This is a genomic window from Streptomyces sp. NPDC048434, assembly GCF_043200375.1.
GTDB lineage: Bacteria > Actinomycetota > Actinomycetes > Streptomycetales > Streptomycetaceae > Streptomyces.
Genome location: NZ_JBICXQ010000028.1, coordinates 91,644 through 109,187, shown reverse-complemented (window position 1 = coordinate 109,187; position 17,544 = coordinate 91,644). Strand labels below are relative to the sequence as shown.

The following is a 17,544-nucleotide window of genomic DNA, read 5'->3' as shown; positions in this document are numbered from 1 at the left end:
CGTTCCGCGGAGCGGTTCGGAGGGGGTCCGTCGCGTGACGCACCCCTCGTGAAAGTTTGCACAAGGCGCCGCCTACGATGGCTCCCGTGCCGAACACGCTGAACCCCCTTGAGCTGATCGCCCGCCGCTGGCAGCCGTCCGCGGCCTTTGTGCGGCGGGCCGCGCTGGCGACCGTCGTCATGGCCGTGATCATCGTCGTCACGGGTGGCGCGGTCCGGCTCTCGCAGTCCGGCCTGGGCTGCTCGACCTGGCCCAAGTGCACGCCGGACAGCCTGACTCCGACCGCCGCGATGGGCATCAACGGCCTCATCGAGTTCGGCAACCGCATGCTGACGGATGTGCTGTGCGCGGTCGTCGGCCTGTTCATCATCGCCGCCCGCGCCCGTCACCCCCGGCGCCGCTCGCTCACCCGGCTCGGCTGGGCGCAGTTCTGGCTCGTCATGAGCAACGCCGTCATCGGCGGCATCACGGTCCTCACCGGCCTGAACCCGTACATCGTCAGCTCGCATTTCCTCGCGGCCACGGCGCTGCTCACGGTCGCCGTACTGAGCTGGAAGCGAGCGAGCGAGGGCGACGAGGAGCCGCGCGACCTGGTCACCCGTCCGGCGCGGCAGCTGGCCTGGCTGCTGGTGGCCGCGACCGGCGCGCTCACCGTCATCGGCACGGTCGTCACGGGTGCGGGCCCGCACGCGGGCGACGCCAAGAAGGTCCACCGCATCCCGCTGGACTGGCAGGAGATCACCCAGCTCCACGTCGACTTCGTCTACCTCGTCGTCGGCCTGTCCATCGCCCTGTGGTTCACGCTGCGCGCCGTCAAGGCGCCGGCCGCCCCGCGCCGGACGCTCCTGGAACTGTTCGCCTGTATCGCGCTGCAGGGCGTCATCGGCTACGTCCAGTACTTCATGGGCCTGCCCGAAATCGTCATCGGGCTCCACATGCTGGGCTCGACCCTGGTGTGGATCTGTGTGCTGCGGGTCTGTCTGTCGCTGCGCGACCGCGGTCCGCTCCCCGAGGAGGACGCCGACAAGCCCGCCCCCTCCGGCGAGCACGAGGCACCGGCGCCTCAGCCGGCCGACGCGCTCAGCCGGTAGACCCGGCGCGCGGTCCCCGACCCGACCATCTCGGTGATCCGCCGCCCGTCCTCGGCGCCGCACAGCCCCTCGTCGGTCCACTCCCGTACGAGGCGGCCCATGGCGCGCAGGAAGAACCGGGCGCCGGTCACATACAGCTCGGGCAGCCCGCGGGCGCCCGAGGAGAACAGCAGCTTGCCGAACGGCGCCTGACCGAGCGTCTCCTCGGGGCGGGGCCCGGCGTCCGCGTACACATGGGCGTGCACCGCGGCGAACTCCGCCGCCCGCCGGTGGTGCGGCGCCCGCGGCAGCAGGACGAGATCCGAGCCGAAGCCGGTCGTGGCGCGCAGAAAGCCCGCCAGTGGCCGCGGATCGGGGCTGTGCAGCTGCACCGGAAGACCGGTCGCCACCGCGCTCCACAGCAGATGCCGTACGAGCGCGGGCTCCCCGAGCCGCTCCCCGGGACGGCGGCCGCGCAGCCAGCGGTCCGCTGCGCGCCGTACCTCGCCCGCCTCGGGGGCGTGCCCGTCGCAGTAGGTGGCGCCGGAGGCGAAGGCGGTGGTGTGCTGGGCCGCGGCGTACAGGGCCTCGGCGGTGTAGCCGATGAAGGAGTCGACGCTGCCGGAGGTGTCGGCGACCTGCTCGGCGAGCGGTTCGAGCCGTACGACCTCGTGGGCGCCGGCCTCGGCGGCGGTGGCCAGTTCGCCGGCCGAGGTCAGATCGCTGGGGGTGCCGGCCTCCAGCAGGAACGTGCCGATGCCGGAGCCGCGCAGCAGCAGGCGTCCGGCCCGGTAGGCGCCGACCTCGCGTCTGCGGGCCAGGTAGCGGGCGGGCGGGCACTGCGGTTCCAGGCCGAGCAGCGGGGGGCACCAGCGGCGTATCGCAAGGCCGGTGAAGCTGTCGAAGTAGCTGGTGCCGGCGGGGGCCGGGCCGTGGGCGCCGACCGCGGCGGCGAGGTGGGTCTCGAAGGAGCCGAGGCCGAGTTCACCGTGCACCGCGCCATGGCTGTACTGATCGATGAGCGGTGGAAGTCCGTCCATCCGCTCCTCCTCGCCGAGAGCCCGCCGGGCGTGACCGGAACGCCGCGCCTGGTGGGCCTAACGGACGAGGAGGTGGTGAGGTATCGGGCTCCGCTTCCGGCGTGCGCCCCGGCGCACGGCGCCCGGGCACCGGACCGTCAGCTGTTGGCCGGGCCGCCCAGCTGGATGCCTGCCATCCGGGACCACTCGTTGCGGCCGGTACGGACCCTGGCGGCGAGCTCGCCGTCGAAGTCGTCGTGGAGCGTGAGGCCGGCCTTGTCGGCGGCGTCCTTGGCGGAGCCGAAGGTGTCCGCGACGAGGTTGCCCCACTCGCCGTCGGCCCCGACGAGCGCGATCCGGATGCGGCCTCGGCCGATGTGTGCGAGCTGGCCTTCGGCGCTGCCGCCGTGCGTGGCGGCGAAGGCACGGATCTGCTTGGCGAGCTTGTCGGTGTGCTTGCCGGCCCGCTTGTCGGTGCGCGCTCCGAACTTCACGTCGGCCGCCGTCTCCGTCTGCTCGTCCGCCTGCTGGGTGTCTGCCATGAACAGCATGCTACCCATCGGTAATCAACGAAGGAAGGGATCCACGGCGACGGCGACGAACAGCAGCGACACATAGGTGATGGACCAGTGGAACAGTCGCATCTCCTTGAGCTTGGCGCCCTTGATCCCGGCCTTGGCGCGGGACTGCAGACCGTGCGCCTCCTTGAGCCAGAAGGCTCCGCAGGCGATCGCGACGAGGGTGTAGAACCAGCCCGTGTAGCCCAGCGGCTGCAGCAGCAGCGACACCGCCACCATCACCCAGCTGTAGGCGACGATCTGCCGCGCGACGACCTTGTTGCCCGCGACGGCCGGCAGCATCGGCACACCGACGCGCTCGTAGTCGTCCTTGACCTTCATCGACAGCGGCCAGTAATGCGGCGGCGTCCAGAAGAAGATGACCAGGAAAAGGATCACCGCGGCCCAGGAGAACGAGTTCGTCACCGCGGACCAGCCGATGAAGACCGGCATACAGCCCGCGATGCCGCCCCAGACGATGTTCTGCGTGGTGCGCCGCTTGAGAATCATGGTGTAAACGACGACATAGAAAAGCAGCGCACCGAGCGACAGCATCGCCGACAGCGGGTTGACGAGGAACCAGAACCAGGCCGTGGAGCCGACCGCGAGGGCGGTCGCGAAGACCAGGCATTCGCGGGGGCTCACCATGCCGGTGACCAGGGGCCGCTGGGACGTACGGTCCATCAGCGCGTCGATGTCGCGGTCGAGGTACATGTTGAAGGCGGCGGCTCCGCCGGCGGAGAGATAACCGCCGATACAGGTCGCCAGCACCAGCCACAGATCCGGCACGCCCTTGGCCGCCAGGAACATCACCGGCACCGTGGTCATCAACAGCAGCTCGATGACCCGCGGCTTGGTCAGCGCCACGAACGCCTTGGCGCGGGCCCCGAACGGCCGGTCGCCGGGGCTCTGAGAGAGCTCCCCCACAGCCATGGGGGTCCCCCCGCGCCCTTCAGGCGTGGAGGAGGCATGGGCGGTGCCCCCACCCGCAGGACGGGATTCGACGGCCGTCACGCACACCCCTGGAAGTAACATCAGCGGCCTTTGCCGCAGAAGAGATAAGGCCTGCAAGCTCTTCCGGCCGTGAATACCCGGTGAAGGGCTTGCGCTTACCACGCCACTTTAGACGTTGGCCATACGGCGATCTTCGCGGGGGTGGGGTCGTGTTGGGCGCCGGAGCGCGGGGCCGCGGCGGCATCTTTCCCCGGGCGTTCGCCCGTCGTTCAGGAGGCGAAGGCGACCGCCTCCCGGCAGTCTGGTCGTATGGCCGTCACCTCAGGGGCCAGGAATGCCCCAAGTCCTGATTTGGTTGCCCGAAGCGATGAGCTGCCGTGGCATCCGACCACCGACTGAGCGCCGGAAACACCGACTGAGCGTCGAAAAGACGCACGCACTGGCGGGGGTAGGCTCGACACCGCCTGGCGGACATACCGTCCGCGGCATTCGACATGTGGAGAGGAGCCCTGACTCAGGGTGAGCACCAAGCCGACCACCACAGATCTCGAGTGGACCGATCTGGATCAGCGGGCAGTGGATACCGTCCGTGTCCTGGCCATGGATTCCGTGCAGAAGGTCGGTAACGGCCATCCGGGTACGGCCATGAGCCTGGCTCCGGCCGCCTACCTGCTCTTCCAGAAGCTGATGCGGCACGACCCGGCGGACCCGAACTGGACCGGCCGTGACCGTTTCGTTCTCTCCGCGGGCCACTCCAGCCTGACCCTCTACATCCAGCTCCACCTCGCCGGTTACGGCCTGGAGCTGGACGACCTGAAGGCGTTCCGCACCTGGGGCTCGAAGACCCCCGGTCACCCCGAGTACGGCCACACCGCCGGCGTGGAGACCACCACCGGTCCGCTGGGCCAGGGTGTCGCCAACGGGGTGGGCATGGCGATGGCCTCCCGCTACGAGCGCGGCCTGTTCGACCCGGACGCGCCCGAGGGCACCTCGCCCTTCGACCACACCATCTACGTCATCGCCGGCGACGGCTGCCTGCAGGAGGGCATCTCCGCCGAGGCCTCCTCGCTCGCGGGCCACCAGAAGCTCGGCAACCTCATCATGCTGTGGGACGACAACCACATCTCGATCGAGGGTGACACCGAGACCGCGGTCTCCGAGGACACGCTCAAGCGCTACGAGGCCTACGGCTGGCACGTCCAGCGCGTCGAGCAGCTGCCCGACGGCGACCTGGACCCGGTCGCGCTGGCCGAGGCCCTGCGGGCCGCCAAGGCCGAGACCGGGCGCCCGTCGTTCATCGCGGCCCGCTCGATCATCGCCTGGCCGGCCCCCAACGCCCAGAACACCGAGGCCGCACACGGCTCGGCGCTGGGCGAGGAAGAGGTCGCGGCCACCAAGCGCGTCCTGGGCTTCGACCCGGAGAAGTCCTTCGAGGTCCCCGACGAGGTGCTCGCACACACCCGCGCCGCCCTCGACCGCGGCCGTGACCTCAAGAAGGAGTGGGAGAAGACGTTCGCCGACTGGCGCACGGCCAACCCCGAGCGCGCCGCCGACTTCGACCGGATCGCCGCGGGCGAGCTGCCCGAGGGCTGGGAGAACCACCTCCCGTCGTTCGAGACCGGCAAGGCCGTGGCCACCCGCGCCGCGTCCGGCAAGGTGCTGCACTCGCTCGGTGCGGTCATCCCCGAGCTGTGGGGCGGCTCCGCCGACCTGGCGGGGTCGAACAACACCACGATCGACAAGACCTCGTCGTTCCTGCCCGAGGGCAACCCGCTGCCGGGCGCGAACCCGTACGGCCGCACGATCCACTTCGGTATCCGTGAGCACTCCATGGCCGCGGAGATGAACGGCATCACGCTGCACGGCAACACCCGTGTCTACGGCGGCACCTTCCTGGTGTTCTCCGACTACATGCGCAACGCCGTCCGGCTGTCCGCGCTGATGCACCTTCCGGTGACGTACGTGTGGACGCACGACTCCATCGGTCTGGGGGAGGACGGCCCGACCCACCAGCCGGTCGAGCACCTGGCCTCGCTGCGCGCCATCCCGAACCTGAACCTCGTCCGCCCGGCCGACGCCAACGAGACCACCATCGCCTGGCGCGAGATCCTCAAGCGCTGGACGAAGGAGTACGGCGTGGGGGCCCCGCACGGCCTCGCGCTGAGCCGTCAGGGCGTGCCGACGTACCCGGCCAACGAGGATGCCGCCAAGGGCGGTTACGTCCTGTTCGAGGCCGAAGGGACCGACGGCAAGAGCACCACGCCGCAGGTCGTGCTGATCGGCACCGGTTCCGAGGTGCAGCTCGCCGTCGAAGCACGCGAGCAGCTGCAAGCCGAGGGCGTCCCCACCCGCGTGGTGTCGATGCCGTGCGTCGAGTGGTTCGAGCAGCAGGACCAGGCCTACCGCGACAGCGTGCTTCCGCCGTCCGTCAAGGCCCGGGTCGCCGTCGAAGCAGGCATCGGTCTGACCTGGCACCGCTTCGTCGGTGACGCCGGGCGCATCGTGTCCCTGGAGCACTTCGGCGCCTCGGCCGATGCCAAGACCCTGTTCCGCGAGTTCGGCTTCACCGCCGACGCGGTCGCCTCCGCCGCCCGGGAATCCCTCGAAGCCGGCGCGCGCTGACGCCCGTACACGACAAGTAGGAGATGCAGACCCCATGACAGACGCACTCAAGCGCCTCTCCGACGAAGGCGTCGCGATCTGGCTGGACGACCTGTCGCGCAAGCGCATCACGTCCGGCAACCTCGCCGAGCTGATCGACCAGCAGCATGTCGTCGGTGTCACGACGAACCCGTCGATCTTCCAGAAGGCGATCTCCTCGGGCGACGGCTACGAGCAGCAGCTCGCCGACCTCTCCGCCCGTAAGGTCACCGTCGAGGAAGCCATCCGCATGATCACGACGGCGGATGTCCGCGATGCCGCCGACATCCTGCGTCCGGTCTTCGACGCCACCGGTGGCCAGGACGGCCGGGTCTCCATCGAGGTGGACCCGCGCCTGGCGCACCACACCACACCGACCATCGCCGAGGCCAAGCAGCTGGCGTGGCTGGTGGACCGCCCGAACACGCTGATCAAGATCCCGGCCACCAAGGCGGGTCTCCCGGCGATCACCGAGGTCATCGGCCTGGGCATCAGCGTCAATGTCACGCTGATCTTCTCGCTGGAGCGCTACCGCGAGGTCATGGACGCCTACCTGGCGGGCCTGGAGAAGGCCAAGGCCGCGGGCCTGGACCTGTCCCTGATCCGTTCGGTGGCGTCGTTCTTCGTGTCCCGTGTGGACTCCGAGATCGACAAGCGCCTGGAGAAGACCGGCACGGACGAGGCCAAGTCCCTCAAGGGCAAGGCCGCGCTGGCCAACGCCCGGCTGGCCTACCAGGCGTACGAGGAGGTCTTCTCCTCCGAGCGCTGGGCCGCCCTCGACAAGGCCGGTGCCAACAAGCAGCGTCCGCTGTGGGCCTCGACCGGCGTCAAGGACCCGGACTACAAGGACACCATGTACGTCGAGGACCTGGTCGCCCCGGGCACGGTCAACACCATGCCGGAGGCCACCCTGGAGGCCACCGCCGACCACGGTGAGATCACCGGTGACACCGTGCGCGACACGTACGCGTCGGCCAAGGCCGACCTGGAGGCGCTCGAGAAGCTCGGGATCTCGTACGACGAGGTCGTTCAGGTCCTGGAGGACGAGGGCGTGGAGAAGTTCGAGGCGTCCTGGAACGACCTGCTCAAGTCCACGGAGGCGGAGCTCAAGCGCCTCGCTCCCTCGGAGGGCTGATCTCCCTTGTCTGATGCACACGGAGCTAACCCGCTTCGTGACGCCCTGGACCGACGGCTCCCGCGTATCGCGGGGCCGTCGGGCCTGGTTATCTTTGGCGTCACGGGCGATTTGTCCCGTAAAAAGCTGATGCCCGCCGTCTACGACCTGGCCAACCGCGGTCTGCTGCCGCCGGGTTTCTCACTCGTCGGGTTCGCCCGTCGCGAGTGGGAGCACGAGGACTTCGCGCAGGAGGTGTACGCGGCGGTCAAGGAGCACTCGCGTACGCCGTTCCGCGAGGAGGTCTGGCAGCAGCTGGTCCAGGGCTGCCGCTTCGTCCAGGGCAACTTCGACGACGACGAGGCCTTCGAGACGCTGAAGGAGACGATAAACGAGCTCGACAAGGCCCAGGGCACCAACGGCAACTTCGCCTTCTACCTGTCCGTGCCGCCGAAGTTCTTCCCCAAGGTCGTCCAGCAGCTGAAGAAGCACGGGCTGGCCGACCAGAAGGAGGGCTCGTGGCGGCGCGCGGTCATCGAGAAGCCCTTCGGGCACGACCTGAAGAGCGCCCAGGAGCTCAACCGGATCGTCCATGAGGTCTTCCCGCCCCACGAGGTCTTCCGGATCGACCACTACCTGGGCAAGGAGACGGTCCAGAACATCCTGGCGCTGCGGTTCGCCAACACGATGTTCGAGCCGCTGTGGAACCGCAGCTATGTCGACCACGTCCAGATCACGATGGCCGAGGACATCGGCATCGGCGGCCGGGCCGGCTACTACGACGGCATCGGCGCCGCCCGTGACGTCATCCAGAACCACCTCCTCCAGCTGCTCGCGCTGACCACGATGGAGGAGCCCGCCTCCTTCGAGGCGGACGCGCTGGTCGCGGAGAAGACCAAGGTGCTGGGCGCGGTCCGGCTTCCCAAGGACCTCGGCAAGGAGACGCTCCGCGCGCAGTACGCGGAGGGCTGGCAGGGCGGCGAGAAGGCCGTCGGCTACCTCCAGGAAGACGGCATCGACCCCAAGTCGAAGACCGACACCTATGCCGCGATCAAGCTGTCGATCGACAACCGCCGATGGGCGGGCGTCCCCTTCTATCTGCGCACCGGCAAGCGCCTCGGCCGGCGCGTCACCGAGATCGCGGTCGTCTTCCAGCGTGCCCCGCACTCCCCCTTCGACCGCACCGCCACGGAGGAGCTGGGGCAGAACGCCCTGGTCATCCGGGTGCAGCCGGACGAGGGCGTGACCGTCAGGTTCGGCTCCAAGGTCCCGGGCACCTCGATGGAGGTACGGGATGTGTCGATGGACTTCGCCTACGGCGAGTCCTTCACGGAGTCCAGCCCCGAGGCCTACGAGCGGCTGATCCTCGATGTGCTGCTCGGCGACGCCAACCTCTTCCCGCGTGTGGAGGAGGTGGAGCAGTCCTGGCGGATCCTCGACCCGATCGAGGAGTACTGGGAGAAGCACGGCAGGCCCGCACAGTACCCGGCGGGTACCTGGGGTCCCACCGAGGCGGACGAAATGCTCGCACGAGACGGACGGAGCTGGCGTCGGCCATGAAGATCGATTTGACGGAAACCACGTCCAGCAAGATCAACAAGGCACTGGTCCAGGGGCGCCGCGCCATCGGCACCCCTGCCATCGGCATGGTGCTCACCCTCGTCATCGTCACCGACGAGGAGAACGCCTACGACGCGCTGAGGGCGGCCAACGACGCGTCCCGTGAGCACCCCTCGCGCACCCTCGTCGTCATCAAGCGGGTCAGCCGGTCGCCGCGCGACCGCGCCAAAGCCCGCCTCGACGCAGAGGTGCGGCTCGGCACGGAGGCCGGCACCGGCGAGACGGTCATACTCCGCCTCTACGGCGACGTGATCGACCACGCCCAGTCGGTGGTGCTGCCGCTGCTGCTGCCGGACGCACCGGTCGTGGTCTGGTGGGCGGTGAACGCCCCGCTGGACCCGGCCAAGGACCCGCTCGGTGCGCTCGCCCAGCGCCGCGTCACCGATGCCTACGCCGCCGAGCAGCCCATCCAGGAACTGTCGGCGCGCGCGGACACCTACACCCCGGGCGACACGGATCTGGCCTGGACCCGCATCACGCCCTGGCGCTCGATGCTGGCGGCGGCGCTCGACCAGGCCCCGTGCACGGTCACCTCGGCCGAGGTGACCGGCGAGGAGTTCAACCCCAGCTGCGAGCTGCTCGCCATGTGGCTGGCCGACAGGCTGAACGTCCCGGTCACCCGCACGGTGTCCGACGGCCCCGGCCTGACGGCCGCGCGGCTGGAGTCCAGCGTCGGCGCGATCGTGCTGGACCGCCCGGACGGTTCGCTGGCCACGCTCTCGATGCGCGGCCAGCCCGACCGCGCGGTGGCGCTCAAGCGGCGCGAGACCGCCGAGCTGCTCGCCGAGGAGCTGCGCCGGCTCGACCCGGACGAGATCTACGCCGACACCCTGAAGTACGGCGTGGACCGGATCGGTGACGGCACGGGCGCGCAGCCGTCGGCCGGGGAGCCGGCGGCCGGCGAGAGCGCCCCGGCCAAGCCCGCGGCGAAGAAGCCCGCCAAGAAGGCAGCCACCAAGTGAGCGCTCCGCAGGTTGTCGTCCACCGCGACAAGGAGCTGATGGCCAAGGCCGCGGCGGCCCGGCTGATCACGAAGATCGTGGATGCCCAGTCCGCCCGCGGCTCCGCCTCCGTGGTGCTGACCGGCGGGCGCAACGGCAACGGGCTGCTCGCGGCCCTCGCCGAGGCGCCCGCCCGGGACGCGGTGGACTGGGCCCGGCTGGACCTGTGGTGGGGCGACGAGCGGTTCCTGCCGGACGGCGATCCGGAGCGCAACTACACCCAGGCCCGGGAGGTGCTGCTGGACAGCGTCCCGCTGGACCCGGCCCGGGTGCATCCCATGCCCCCGTCGGACGGCCCGTACGGCAAGGACGCCGACGCCGCCGCCGAGGCGTACGCGGCCGAACTGGCCGCCGCCGCGGGCCCCGAGGACCATGGGCCGGTGCCCTCGTTCGACGTCCTGCTGCTGGGCGTCGGCCCGGACACCCATGTGGCCTCGCTCTTCCCCGAGCTGCCTGCCGTCTACGAGCAGGAGCGGACGGTGGTGGGGGTGCACGGCGCACCGAAGCCGCCGCCCACCCGCATCTCGCTGACCCTGCCCGCGATCCGCGCGGCACGGGAGGTCTGGCTGCTGGCGGCCGGTGAGGACAAGGCGAACGCCGTGGCCATCGCCCTGTCCGACGCCGGAGAGGTCCAGGCCCCGGCGGCCGGCGCACGGGGCCGCAGCCGGACCCTGTGGCTGCTGGACGAGGCGGCGGCGGCTCAACTGCCGCGCAGCCTCTACCCGCCGGCGTCGGCCTGACCGCCGCCAGGTGGCAATGCCGAAGGCCCCGCGCCCTGAAGGGTGCGGGGCCTTCGGCATTGCCGCGGTCACCGGGCGGTGATCCGGCCGGTCAACGCCCGCGCAGCTCCCGGTACTTGGCGACCAGGCCGGCCGTGGAGGCGTCGAGGCCCGGTACCTCGGCGCCCTCCGTCAGCGCCGGTTCGACGCGCTTGGCCAAGACCTTGCCCAGCTCCACGCCCCACTGGTCGAAGGAGTCGATGTTCCACACCGCGCCCTGGACGAACACCTTGTGCTCGTAGAGCGCCACCAACTGGCCCAGCACGGACGGGCTGATCTCGCCGGCCAGGATGGTGGTGGTGGGGCGGTTGCCCGGGAACGTCTTGTGCGGCACCAGTTCCTCGGCCACGCCCTCGGCGCGCACCTCATCGGGCGTCTTGCCGAAGGCCAGCGCCTGGCCCTGGGCGAACAGGTTGGCCATCAGCAGGTCGTGCTGGGCGACCAGACCCGGCTGCAGATCGTCGACCGGCCGGGCGAAGCCGATGAAGTCGGCCGGGATCATCTTCGTGCCCTGATGCAGCAGCTGGTAGTACGCGTGCTGGCCGTTCGTGCCGGGCGTACCCCAGACGACGGGGCCGGTCTGCCAGTCGACCCGATTGCCCTCGCGGTCCACGGACTTGCCGTTGGACTCCATGTCCAGCTGCTGCAGATAGGCGGTGAACTTGGAGAAGTAGTGGCTGTAGGGCAGCACGGCATGCGACTGGGCGTCCCAGAAGTTGTCGTACCAGATGCCGAGCAGTCCCAGCAGCAGCGGGACGTTCTCCTCCGGCGGGGCGGTGCGGAAGTGCTCGTCGACGAGGTGGAAGCCGGCCAGCATCTCGCGGAAGCGCTCCGGGCCGATCGCGACCATCAGCGACAGACCGATGGCGGAGTCGAAGGAGTACCGGCCGCCGACCCAGTCCCAGAACTCGAACATGTTGTCCGTGTCGATGCCGAACTCCGCCACCTTCTCGGCGTTGGTCGACACCGCCACGAAGTGCTTGACGACGGCCTCTCCCCCGGCGCCCAGACCGGTCAGCAGCCAGTCGCGGGCCGAGGTGGCATTGGTGATCGTCTCAATGGTGGTGAAGGTCTTCGAGGCGACGATGAACAGCGTCTCGGCCGGGTCCAGATCGCGTACCGCCTCGTGCAGATCGGCGCCGTCCACATTGGAGACGAAGCGGAATTGCATGTCCCGGTGGGTGTAGGCGCGCAGCGCCTCGTACGCCATTGCCGGGCCCAGATCCGAGCCGCCGATACCGATGTTGACGACGGTCTTGATGCGCTTGCCGGTGTGGCCCTTCCAGTCGCCGGAGCGGACCCGGTCGACGAAGACGCCCATCCTCGTCAGGACGTGTTGCACGCCGGGGACGACGTTCTCACCGTCGCTCATGATGACCGCGGAACCGGGCGCGCGCAGCGCGGTGTGCAGCACGGAGCGCTGCTCGGTGATGTTGATCTTCTCCCCGCGGAACATCGCGTCCCGCAGCTCCGCCACACCGGTCGCCGCGGCCAGGTCGCGCAGCAGCCCCAGGGTCTCGTCGGTGACCAGGTGCTTGGAGTAGTCCAGGTACAGATCGCCCACCTGGAGGGTGTAGCGCTCGGCGCGCGCCGGATCCCGCTCGAACAGCTCGCGCAGATGCACCTGCGCCAGCTGCTCCCGGTGCTTGCCCAGCGCGGTCCACTCAGGCAACTGATCGAGCCTGCTGCGGCCTTCTGCATTCATCTCGGACATCAGCCTTCTTCATCTCGTACCGGCCCCGCCATCTCCCAACCTAATTGATCAGCGCGCGGTATGAGGTATCTGTCCACTGCCGGACGAGGCGCTGTCGGGTGCCTGAAGAACAGGTGTCAGCGCGACGGCGCCAGGGCCGGAAGCGCGGCGGCCGGCAGCGCCGGAGTACGGGACCGTACGCCCGGCGACCGCGCCGCCGAGCAGCCCGCCGAAGGCCGTCCCGGCGACGGACACGTACGGAACGCGGAGCTGCTCCTGCCGAGCATCCCGGCCGGGCTGCGCCGCTGCACGACCGTGGTCTCCAGGACGTTCCACACCATGCCGGCCAAGCCGAACAGGCCCAGGAACACGGCCGCGGCGAGCGGCGAGCGGCGAGCGGCGAGCGGCGAGCGCAGCGTCCCGAGGCCCACCGGCACCACGGTCCGGCCCCCCGGCGAGCAACGGCGCGCAGCACCCCGGTCGCGCCACAACTGCCGTATCCCGTCGGCGTTTTCGCGGCGGACGGTGCGCCCGGCGGTAGCGAGCGGCCCGGACGGGCGGCGGGCCGGTGCGCAGAGAGGCGACAAGGGCGGCCGCCAGGAGGCACGCGCAGCCCGAAGCACAGCCGGAGCACGACGCCGCAGGCGGTGACGAGCAAGATCAGCAGCGGGGAACCGGCCAGGGCGTAGGCGCGCAGTGGCGGCGCCGTGCCGCGCGGCGCATCGCCCAAGCCGGAGACGTCGGCGGCGCCCCACAGCCGGCCGAAGCCACCGTGCCGGGCGAGCGCGCCGACACTTGCCGCGCGGCCCGTCTCCGTGCCCGCCGTCATGTGTGTCATCCCGCCCCCGTCCGCATCGTGCGCGCTTACGGAAAACGGTACGGGCGACCACTGACAGTCGCCGTCGGGCAACGTCCCCCTCCGCCGCCTCAGATGTGGCCCCGTGCGGCCGGATGTGGAAGGAACACGGCCCGCGAGGGCACATCTACGCGGTCGGCCCGGCCGGAGGGCGCTGTGTCCCTCCGGCCGGGCCGGCCGGTGTGTGTGCGGGTATCCGTCAGATCTCGCCGCGGAGCTTGGCGAGCGCCTCCGCGAGGATCGCCTCACCGTCGGCGTCGGTGCGGCGCTCCCGGACGTAGGCGAGGTGGGTCTTGTACGGCTCGGTGCGCGGCGGGTCCGGCGGGCTGTCCCGGTCCTTGCCTGCCGGGAAACCACAGCGCGGGCAGTCCCAAGTGTCCGGAACCTGCGCATCGCCGGCGAAGCTGGGCTGCGTCTCGTGCCCGTTGGAGCACCAGAAGGAGATGCGGGTGCGCGGCGCGGACTCGCCGCGCTCGGCCTCCCCCATCGGCCCCGCCCCGACCCGACTTCCTCGGATCGCGTTGCCACTTGCCACGGTCGTAACTCCCTGCGTAATGGTGCTGCACAGCCTCTCGCAGCAGCTGCGCTGCGGAACGCCCCAGTCTACGTAAGGCCCAACGCGCGTCCAGTGGCTGGAGTTACCCGTCCGAGGACGCCTCCCTCATGATAGGCCGCGCCTCCGACGCTATGTCAGTTGCCGAGCTTCATCAGGATGCCGAGCACGACGATGCAGGCGAACCACAACAGGGCGATCACGATGGTGATGCGGTCGAGGTTACGCTCGGCGACCGAGGAGCCACCCACCGAGGACTGCATGCCGCCACCGAACATGTCGGACAGGCCGCCGCCCTTTCCCTTGTGCATGAGCACCAGCATCATCAGCAGCAGGCTGAAGACGATGAGGGCGATCGAGAACCCGATGACCACGGCTGGACCAACTCTCTAGGACTGACGGACGGACGTATGGATCACGATATCCGGAACAAATGGTGCGGGGCCGGGGGCGGTGCTGCTGCACCGGACCCGGCCCCGACAGGGTACGACGAGGGCTCCCCCTCGTCATAGCTGCTACTGGTCGCGGAAGCGGACGATCTTCACAAACTCGTCCGCGTCCAGCGCCGCGCCGCCGATCAGCGCGCCGTCGACGTCGGGCTGCGACATGATCGCGGCGACATTGCCGGACTTGACCGAGCCGCCGTACTGGATGCGGACCTTGTCGGCCAGCTCCTGGCTGTAGAGCTCGGCGAGGCGGCCGCGGATGGCACCGCAGACCTCCTGCGCGTCCTCGGGGGTGGCGACCTCGCCGGTGCCGATGGCCCACACCGGCTCGTAGGCGATCACGATGGTCTCGGCCTGCTCGGCCGGGACGTCCGCCAGACCACCGTCGATCTGGGCGAGGGTGTGCGCGACCTGGTTGCCGGCCTTGCGGACGTCCAGGCCCTCACCGACGCACAGGATCGGGGTGAGGCCGTTACGGAAGGCGGCCTTGACCTTGGCGTTGCAGACCTCTTCGTTCTCGCAGTGGTACTGGCGGCGCTCGCTGTGACCGACGGCCACGTACGTGCACTTGAGCTTGGCGAGCATCGGGCCGGAGATCTCACCGGTGTAGGCACCGGAGTCGTGCGCGGAGATGTCCTGGGCGCCGTACTTGATCTTGAGCTTGTCGCCGTCGACCAGCGTCTGCACCGACCGCAGGTCGGTGAAGGGCGGCAGGACCGCGACCTCTACGGCGTCGAAGTCCTTGTCGGCAAGGGCGAAGGCGAGCTTCTGGACGTGGGCGATGGCCTCGAGGTGGTTGAGGTTCATCTTCCAGTTGCCCGCCATCAGCGGGGTACGGTCAGTCACGTTGTTCAGTCCTCCAGTGCGGCGAGGCCGGGGAGCGTCTTGCCTTCGAGGTATTCGAGGCTGGCGCCACCGCCGGTCGAGATGTGGCCGAATGCGTTCTCGTCGAAGCCCAGCAGCCGCACGGCGGCGGCCGAGTCACCGCCACCGACGACGGTGAAGGCGTCCGAATCCAGCAGCGCCTGCGCGACGGCCTTGGTGCCGTCGGCGTAGTCGGGGTGCTCGAAGACGCCCATCGGGCCGTTCCAGAAGACGGTGCTCGCGTCGGCGAACTTCGCGGCGTAGAGCTCGCGGGTCTTCGGGCCGATGTCCAGGCCCTCCTGGTCGGCGGGGATGGCGTCCGCGGCGACGACCGTGGGGTGGGCCGGGGCCTTGGTCTTGAGGTCCGGGAACTCGGACGCAACCAGTACGTCGACGGGGAGCACGAACTCCACACCGCGCTTCTCGGCCCGCGCCAGGTACTCCTGGCAGGCCGGGACCTGGTCCTCCTGCAGCAGCGAGATGCCCACCTCGTAGCCCTTGGCCTTGAGGAAGGTGTATGCCATACCGCCGCCCACCAGGATGCGGTCGGCCTTCTCCAGCAGCTGGTCGATGACGGCCAGCTTGTCGGAGACCTTGGCGCCGCCGAGCGCGACGACGTAGGGACGCTTGACGTCCTCGGTGAGCTTCTTCAGGACGCGGACCTCGGCGGCGATCAGATCACCGACGGCGTGCGGAAGGCGCTTGGGCAGGTCGTAGACGGAGGCGTGCTTGCGGTGCACGGCACCGAAGCCGTCGCCCACGTACACGTCCGCGAGGGCGGCGAGCTGGTCGGCGAAGGCACCGCGCTCGGCATCGTCCTTGCTGGTCTCGCCCGGGTTGAAGCGAAGGTTCTCCAGCACGGCCACCTGGCCGTCGGCCAGGCCCGCGGTCACCGAGCGGGCGGACTCGCCGACCGTGTCGGTCGCGAACGCCACGGCCTGACCGAGGATTTCACCCAGCCGCTCGGCCGCGGGGGCCAGCGAGAAGGCCGGGTCCGGGGCACCCTTGGGGCGGCCGAGGTGGGAGGCGACGATCACCTTGGCGCCGCGCTCGACGAGCTTGGCGATCGTCGGGGCGACGGCGCGGATACGGCCGTCGTCGGTGATGGTGGTGCCGTCCAGCGGCACGTTCAGGTCGGCGCGGACGAAGACCCGCTTACCGGCTACCTGGAGGTCGTCGATCGTCTTCATGAGGAGTGACTCCATCACATGGGTCGGTCGGTCGCGGAGCGGGGCCCGTACGACGCCTCATTGCGTCGCACGAGCCCCGCTCCCACATCTCGGTGTCTCGGGTGTGAACCAGAGATCAGAGCTGGCCGCCGACGAAGGTGGTCAGGTCCACCAGGCGGTTGGAGTAGCCCCACTCGTTGTCGTACCAGCCGACGACCTTGACCTGCTTGCCCTGCGACATCGTGAGCTGGGAGTCGAAGGTGCAGGAGGCCGGGAAGTTCACGATGTCCGAGGAGACGATCGGGTCCTCGGTGTACTCGAGAATGCCCTTGAGCTGGCCTTCGGCGGCCTTCTGGAAGGCCGTGTTGATCTCTTCCTTGGTGACCTCGCGGTCGAGCTCCAGGACCAGGTCGGTGACCGAGCCGGTGGGGACGGGCACGCGCATGGCGATGCCGTCCAGCTTGCCCTTGAGCTGCGGGAGGACCAGGGCGGTGGCCTTGGCGGCACCCGTCGAGGTCGGGATGATGTTCTCCGCGGCGGCACGGGCGCGGCGCAGGTCGCTGTGCGGGAAGTCCAGGATGCGCTGGTCGTTGGTGTACGCGTGGACCGTGGTCATCATGCCCTTGACGATGCCGAAGTTCTCGTCGAGAACCTTCGCCATCGGCGCCACACAGTTGGTGGTGCAGGAGGCGTTGGAGATGATGTTGTGCTTGGCCGCGTCGTACTTGTCCTGGTTGACGCCCATCACGATCGTGATGTCCTCGTCCTTGGCGGGCGCGGAGATCAGGACCTTCTTGGCGCCGGCCGCGAGGTGCTTCTCGGCGTCGGCCTTCTTGGTGAAGATGCCGGTCGACTCGATGACGATGTCGGCGCCGAGTTCCGCCCAGGGGAGCTTCGCCGGGTCGCGCTCGGCCATCGTCTTGAAGGTCTGGTTGCCGACCGTGATGCTGTCGTCGGTGTGGCTGACGGGCTGCTTGAGACGACCCAGGATGGTGTCGTACTTCAGCAGGTGGACCAGGGTGGCGTTGTCGGTCAGGTCGTTGACACCGACGATCTCGATGTCCGCACCCTGCTCCAGGAGCGCGCGGAAGTAGTTACGACCAATGCGGCCGAATCCGTTGATGCCTACGCGGATCGTCACGAACCGATCTCCTCGTTGGTACGCCGGCGCAGTTACCGGCGAGCTGTATGGGATGTCCCCGACCGCCT

At 69.6% G+C, this 17,544-nt stretch carries 16 protein-coding genes; 6 read left to right on the top strand and 10 right to left on the bottom strand.

The window, feature by feature from the left end:
• Positions 1–86 precede the first annotated feature (86 nt).
• Positions 87–1,091, top strand: a complete 1,005-nt coding sequence (locus ACGFWI_RS29505; protein WP_393909088.1) for a heme A synthase — start codon at positions 87–89, stop codon at positions 1,089–1,091.
• Here ACGFWI_RS29505 and ACGFWI_RS29500 read toward each other — a convergent pair.
• From ACGFWI_RS29500 to ACGFWI_RS29490, 3 genes are all read right to left on the bottom strand, one after another.
• Positions 1,064–2,110, bottom strand: a complete 1,047-nt coding sequence (locus ACGFWI_RS29500; protein ID WP_393909087.1) for an amidohydrolase — start codon at positions 2,108–2,110, stop codon at positions 1,064–1,066. The two genes, ACGFWI_RS29505 and ACGFWI_RS29500, sit on opposite strands and share 28 nt — an antisense overlap.
• 137 nt (positions 2,111–2,247) lie before the next feature.
• Positions 2,248–2,640, bottom strand: coding sequence for a hypothetical protein (locus ACGFWI_RS29495; protein WP_393909086.1), 393 nt, complete (start codon positions 2,638–2,640; stop codon positions 2,248–2,250).
• A gap of 15 nt (positions 2,641–2,655) precedes the next feature.
• A complete protein-coding gene (locus ACGFWI_RS29490) occupies positions 2,656–3,579 on the bottom strand; it encodes a heme o synthase (RefSeq protein ID WP_393909085.1) in 924 nt (307 codons plus the stop codon).
• A gap of 540 nt (positions 3,580–4,119) precedes the next feature.
• On the opposite strand from ACGFWI_RS29490, the gene tkt reads away from it, so the two are divergent.
• The 5 genes from tkt to pgl are packed head-to-tail and all read left to right on the top strand — an operon-like array spanning position 4,120 to position 10,715.
• Positions 4,120–6,222, top strand: a complete 2,103-nt coding sequence (tkt, locus tag ACGFWI_RS29485) for a transketolase (RefSeq protein WP_393909084.1) — start codon at positions 4,120–4,122, stop codon at positions 6,220–6,222.
• A gap of 34 nt (positions 6,223–6,256) precedes the next feature.
• Positions 6,257–7,375 carry a transaldolase gene (gene tal, locus ACGFWI_RS29480; RefSeq protein ID WP_393909083.1) on the top strand — a complete coding sequence of 373 codons (1,119 nt, stop codon included), beginning with the start codon at positions 6,257–6,259 and terminating at the stop codon, positions 7,373–7,375.
• 6 nt (positions 7,376–7,381) lie between these two features.
• Positions 7,382–8,914, top strand: coding sequence for a glucose-6-phosphate dehydrogenase (gene zwf, locus ACGFWI_RS29475; RefSeq protein WP_393909082.1), 1,533 nt, complete (start codon positions 7,382–7,384; stop codon positions 8,912–8,914).
• Positions 8,911–9,936 (top strand): glucose-6-phosphate dehydrogenase assembly protein OpcA, encoded by a 1,026-nt coding sequence (gene opcA / locus ACGFWI_RS29470; RefSeq protein WP_393909081.1) that lies wholly within the window; start codon positions 8,911–8,913, stop codon positions 9,934–9,936. The genes zwf and opcA overlap by 4 nt, the downstream gene beginning before the upstream one ends.
• The gene (gene pgl / locus ACGFWI_RS29465; protein WP_393909080.1) at positions 9,933–10,715 is read left to right on the top strand and encodes a 6-phosphogluconolactonase; all 783 of its coding nucleotides are present in this window, start codon (positions 9,933–9,935) and stop codon (positions 10,713–10,715) included. Before opcA ends, pgl begins: the two co-directional genes overlap by 4 nt.
• Positions 10,716–10,806: 91 nt before the next feature.
• Here pgl and pgi read toward each other — a convergent pair whose 3' ends face one another.
• The 7 genes from pgi to gap all read right to left on the bottom strand — a co-directional run bounded on the left by pgi (position 10,807) and on the right by gap (position 17,476).
• The gene (gene pgi, locus ACGFWI_RS29460) at positions 10,807–12,459 is read right to left on the bottom strand and encodes a glucose-6-phosphate isomerase (protein ID WP_393909126.1); all 1,653 of its coding nucleotides are present in this window, start codon (positions 12,457–12,459) and stop codon (positions 10,807–10,809) included.
• Between the two features lie 125 nt (positions 12,460–12,584).
• Positions 12,585–12,878, bottom strand: a complete 294-nt coding sequence (locus ACGFWI_RS29455) for a hypothetical protein (RefSeq protein ID WP_393909079.1) — start codon at positions 12,876–12,878, stop codon at positions 12,585–12,587.
• A gap of 624 nt (positions 12,879–13,502) precedes the next feature.
• Positions 13,503–13,838, bottom strand: coding sequence for an RNA polymerase-binding protein RbpA (locus tag ACGFWI_RS29450; RefSeq protein ID WP_381651904.1), 336 nt, complete (start codon positions 13,836–13,838; stop codon positions 13,503–13,505).
• 155 nt (positions 13,839–13,993) lie between these two features.
• A complete protein-coding gene (gene secG / locus ACGFWI_RS29445; protein WP_189099770.1) occupies positions 13,994–14,230 on the bottom strand; it encodes a preprotein translocase subunit SecG in 237 nt (78 codons plus the stop codon).
• 141 nt (positions 14,231–14,371) lie between these two features.
• Positions 14,372–15,148 (bottom strand): triose-phosphate isomerase, encoded by a 777-nt coding sequence (gene tpiA, locus ACGFWI_RS29440; protein ID WP_393909078.1) that lies wholly within the window; start codon positions 15,146–15,148, stop codon positions 14,372–14,374.
• 5 nt (positions 15,149–15,153) lie between these two features.
• Positions 15,154–16,356, bottom strand: a complete 1,203-nt coding sequence (locus ACGFWI_RS29435; protein WP_393909077.1) for a phosphoglycerate kinase — start codon at positions 16,354–16,356, stop codon at positions 15,154–15,156.
• 115 nt (positions 16,357–16,471) lie between these two features.
• Positions 16,472–17,476, bottom strand: coding sequence for a type I glyceraldehyde-3-phosphate dehydrogenase (gene gap / locus ACGFWI_RS29430; protein ID WP_393909076.1), 1,005 nt, complete (start codon positions 17,474–17,476; stop codon positions 16,472–16,474).
• Between the last annotated feature and the right edge of the window lie 68 nt (positions 17,477–17,544).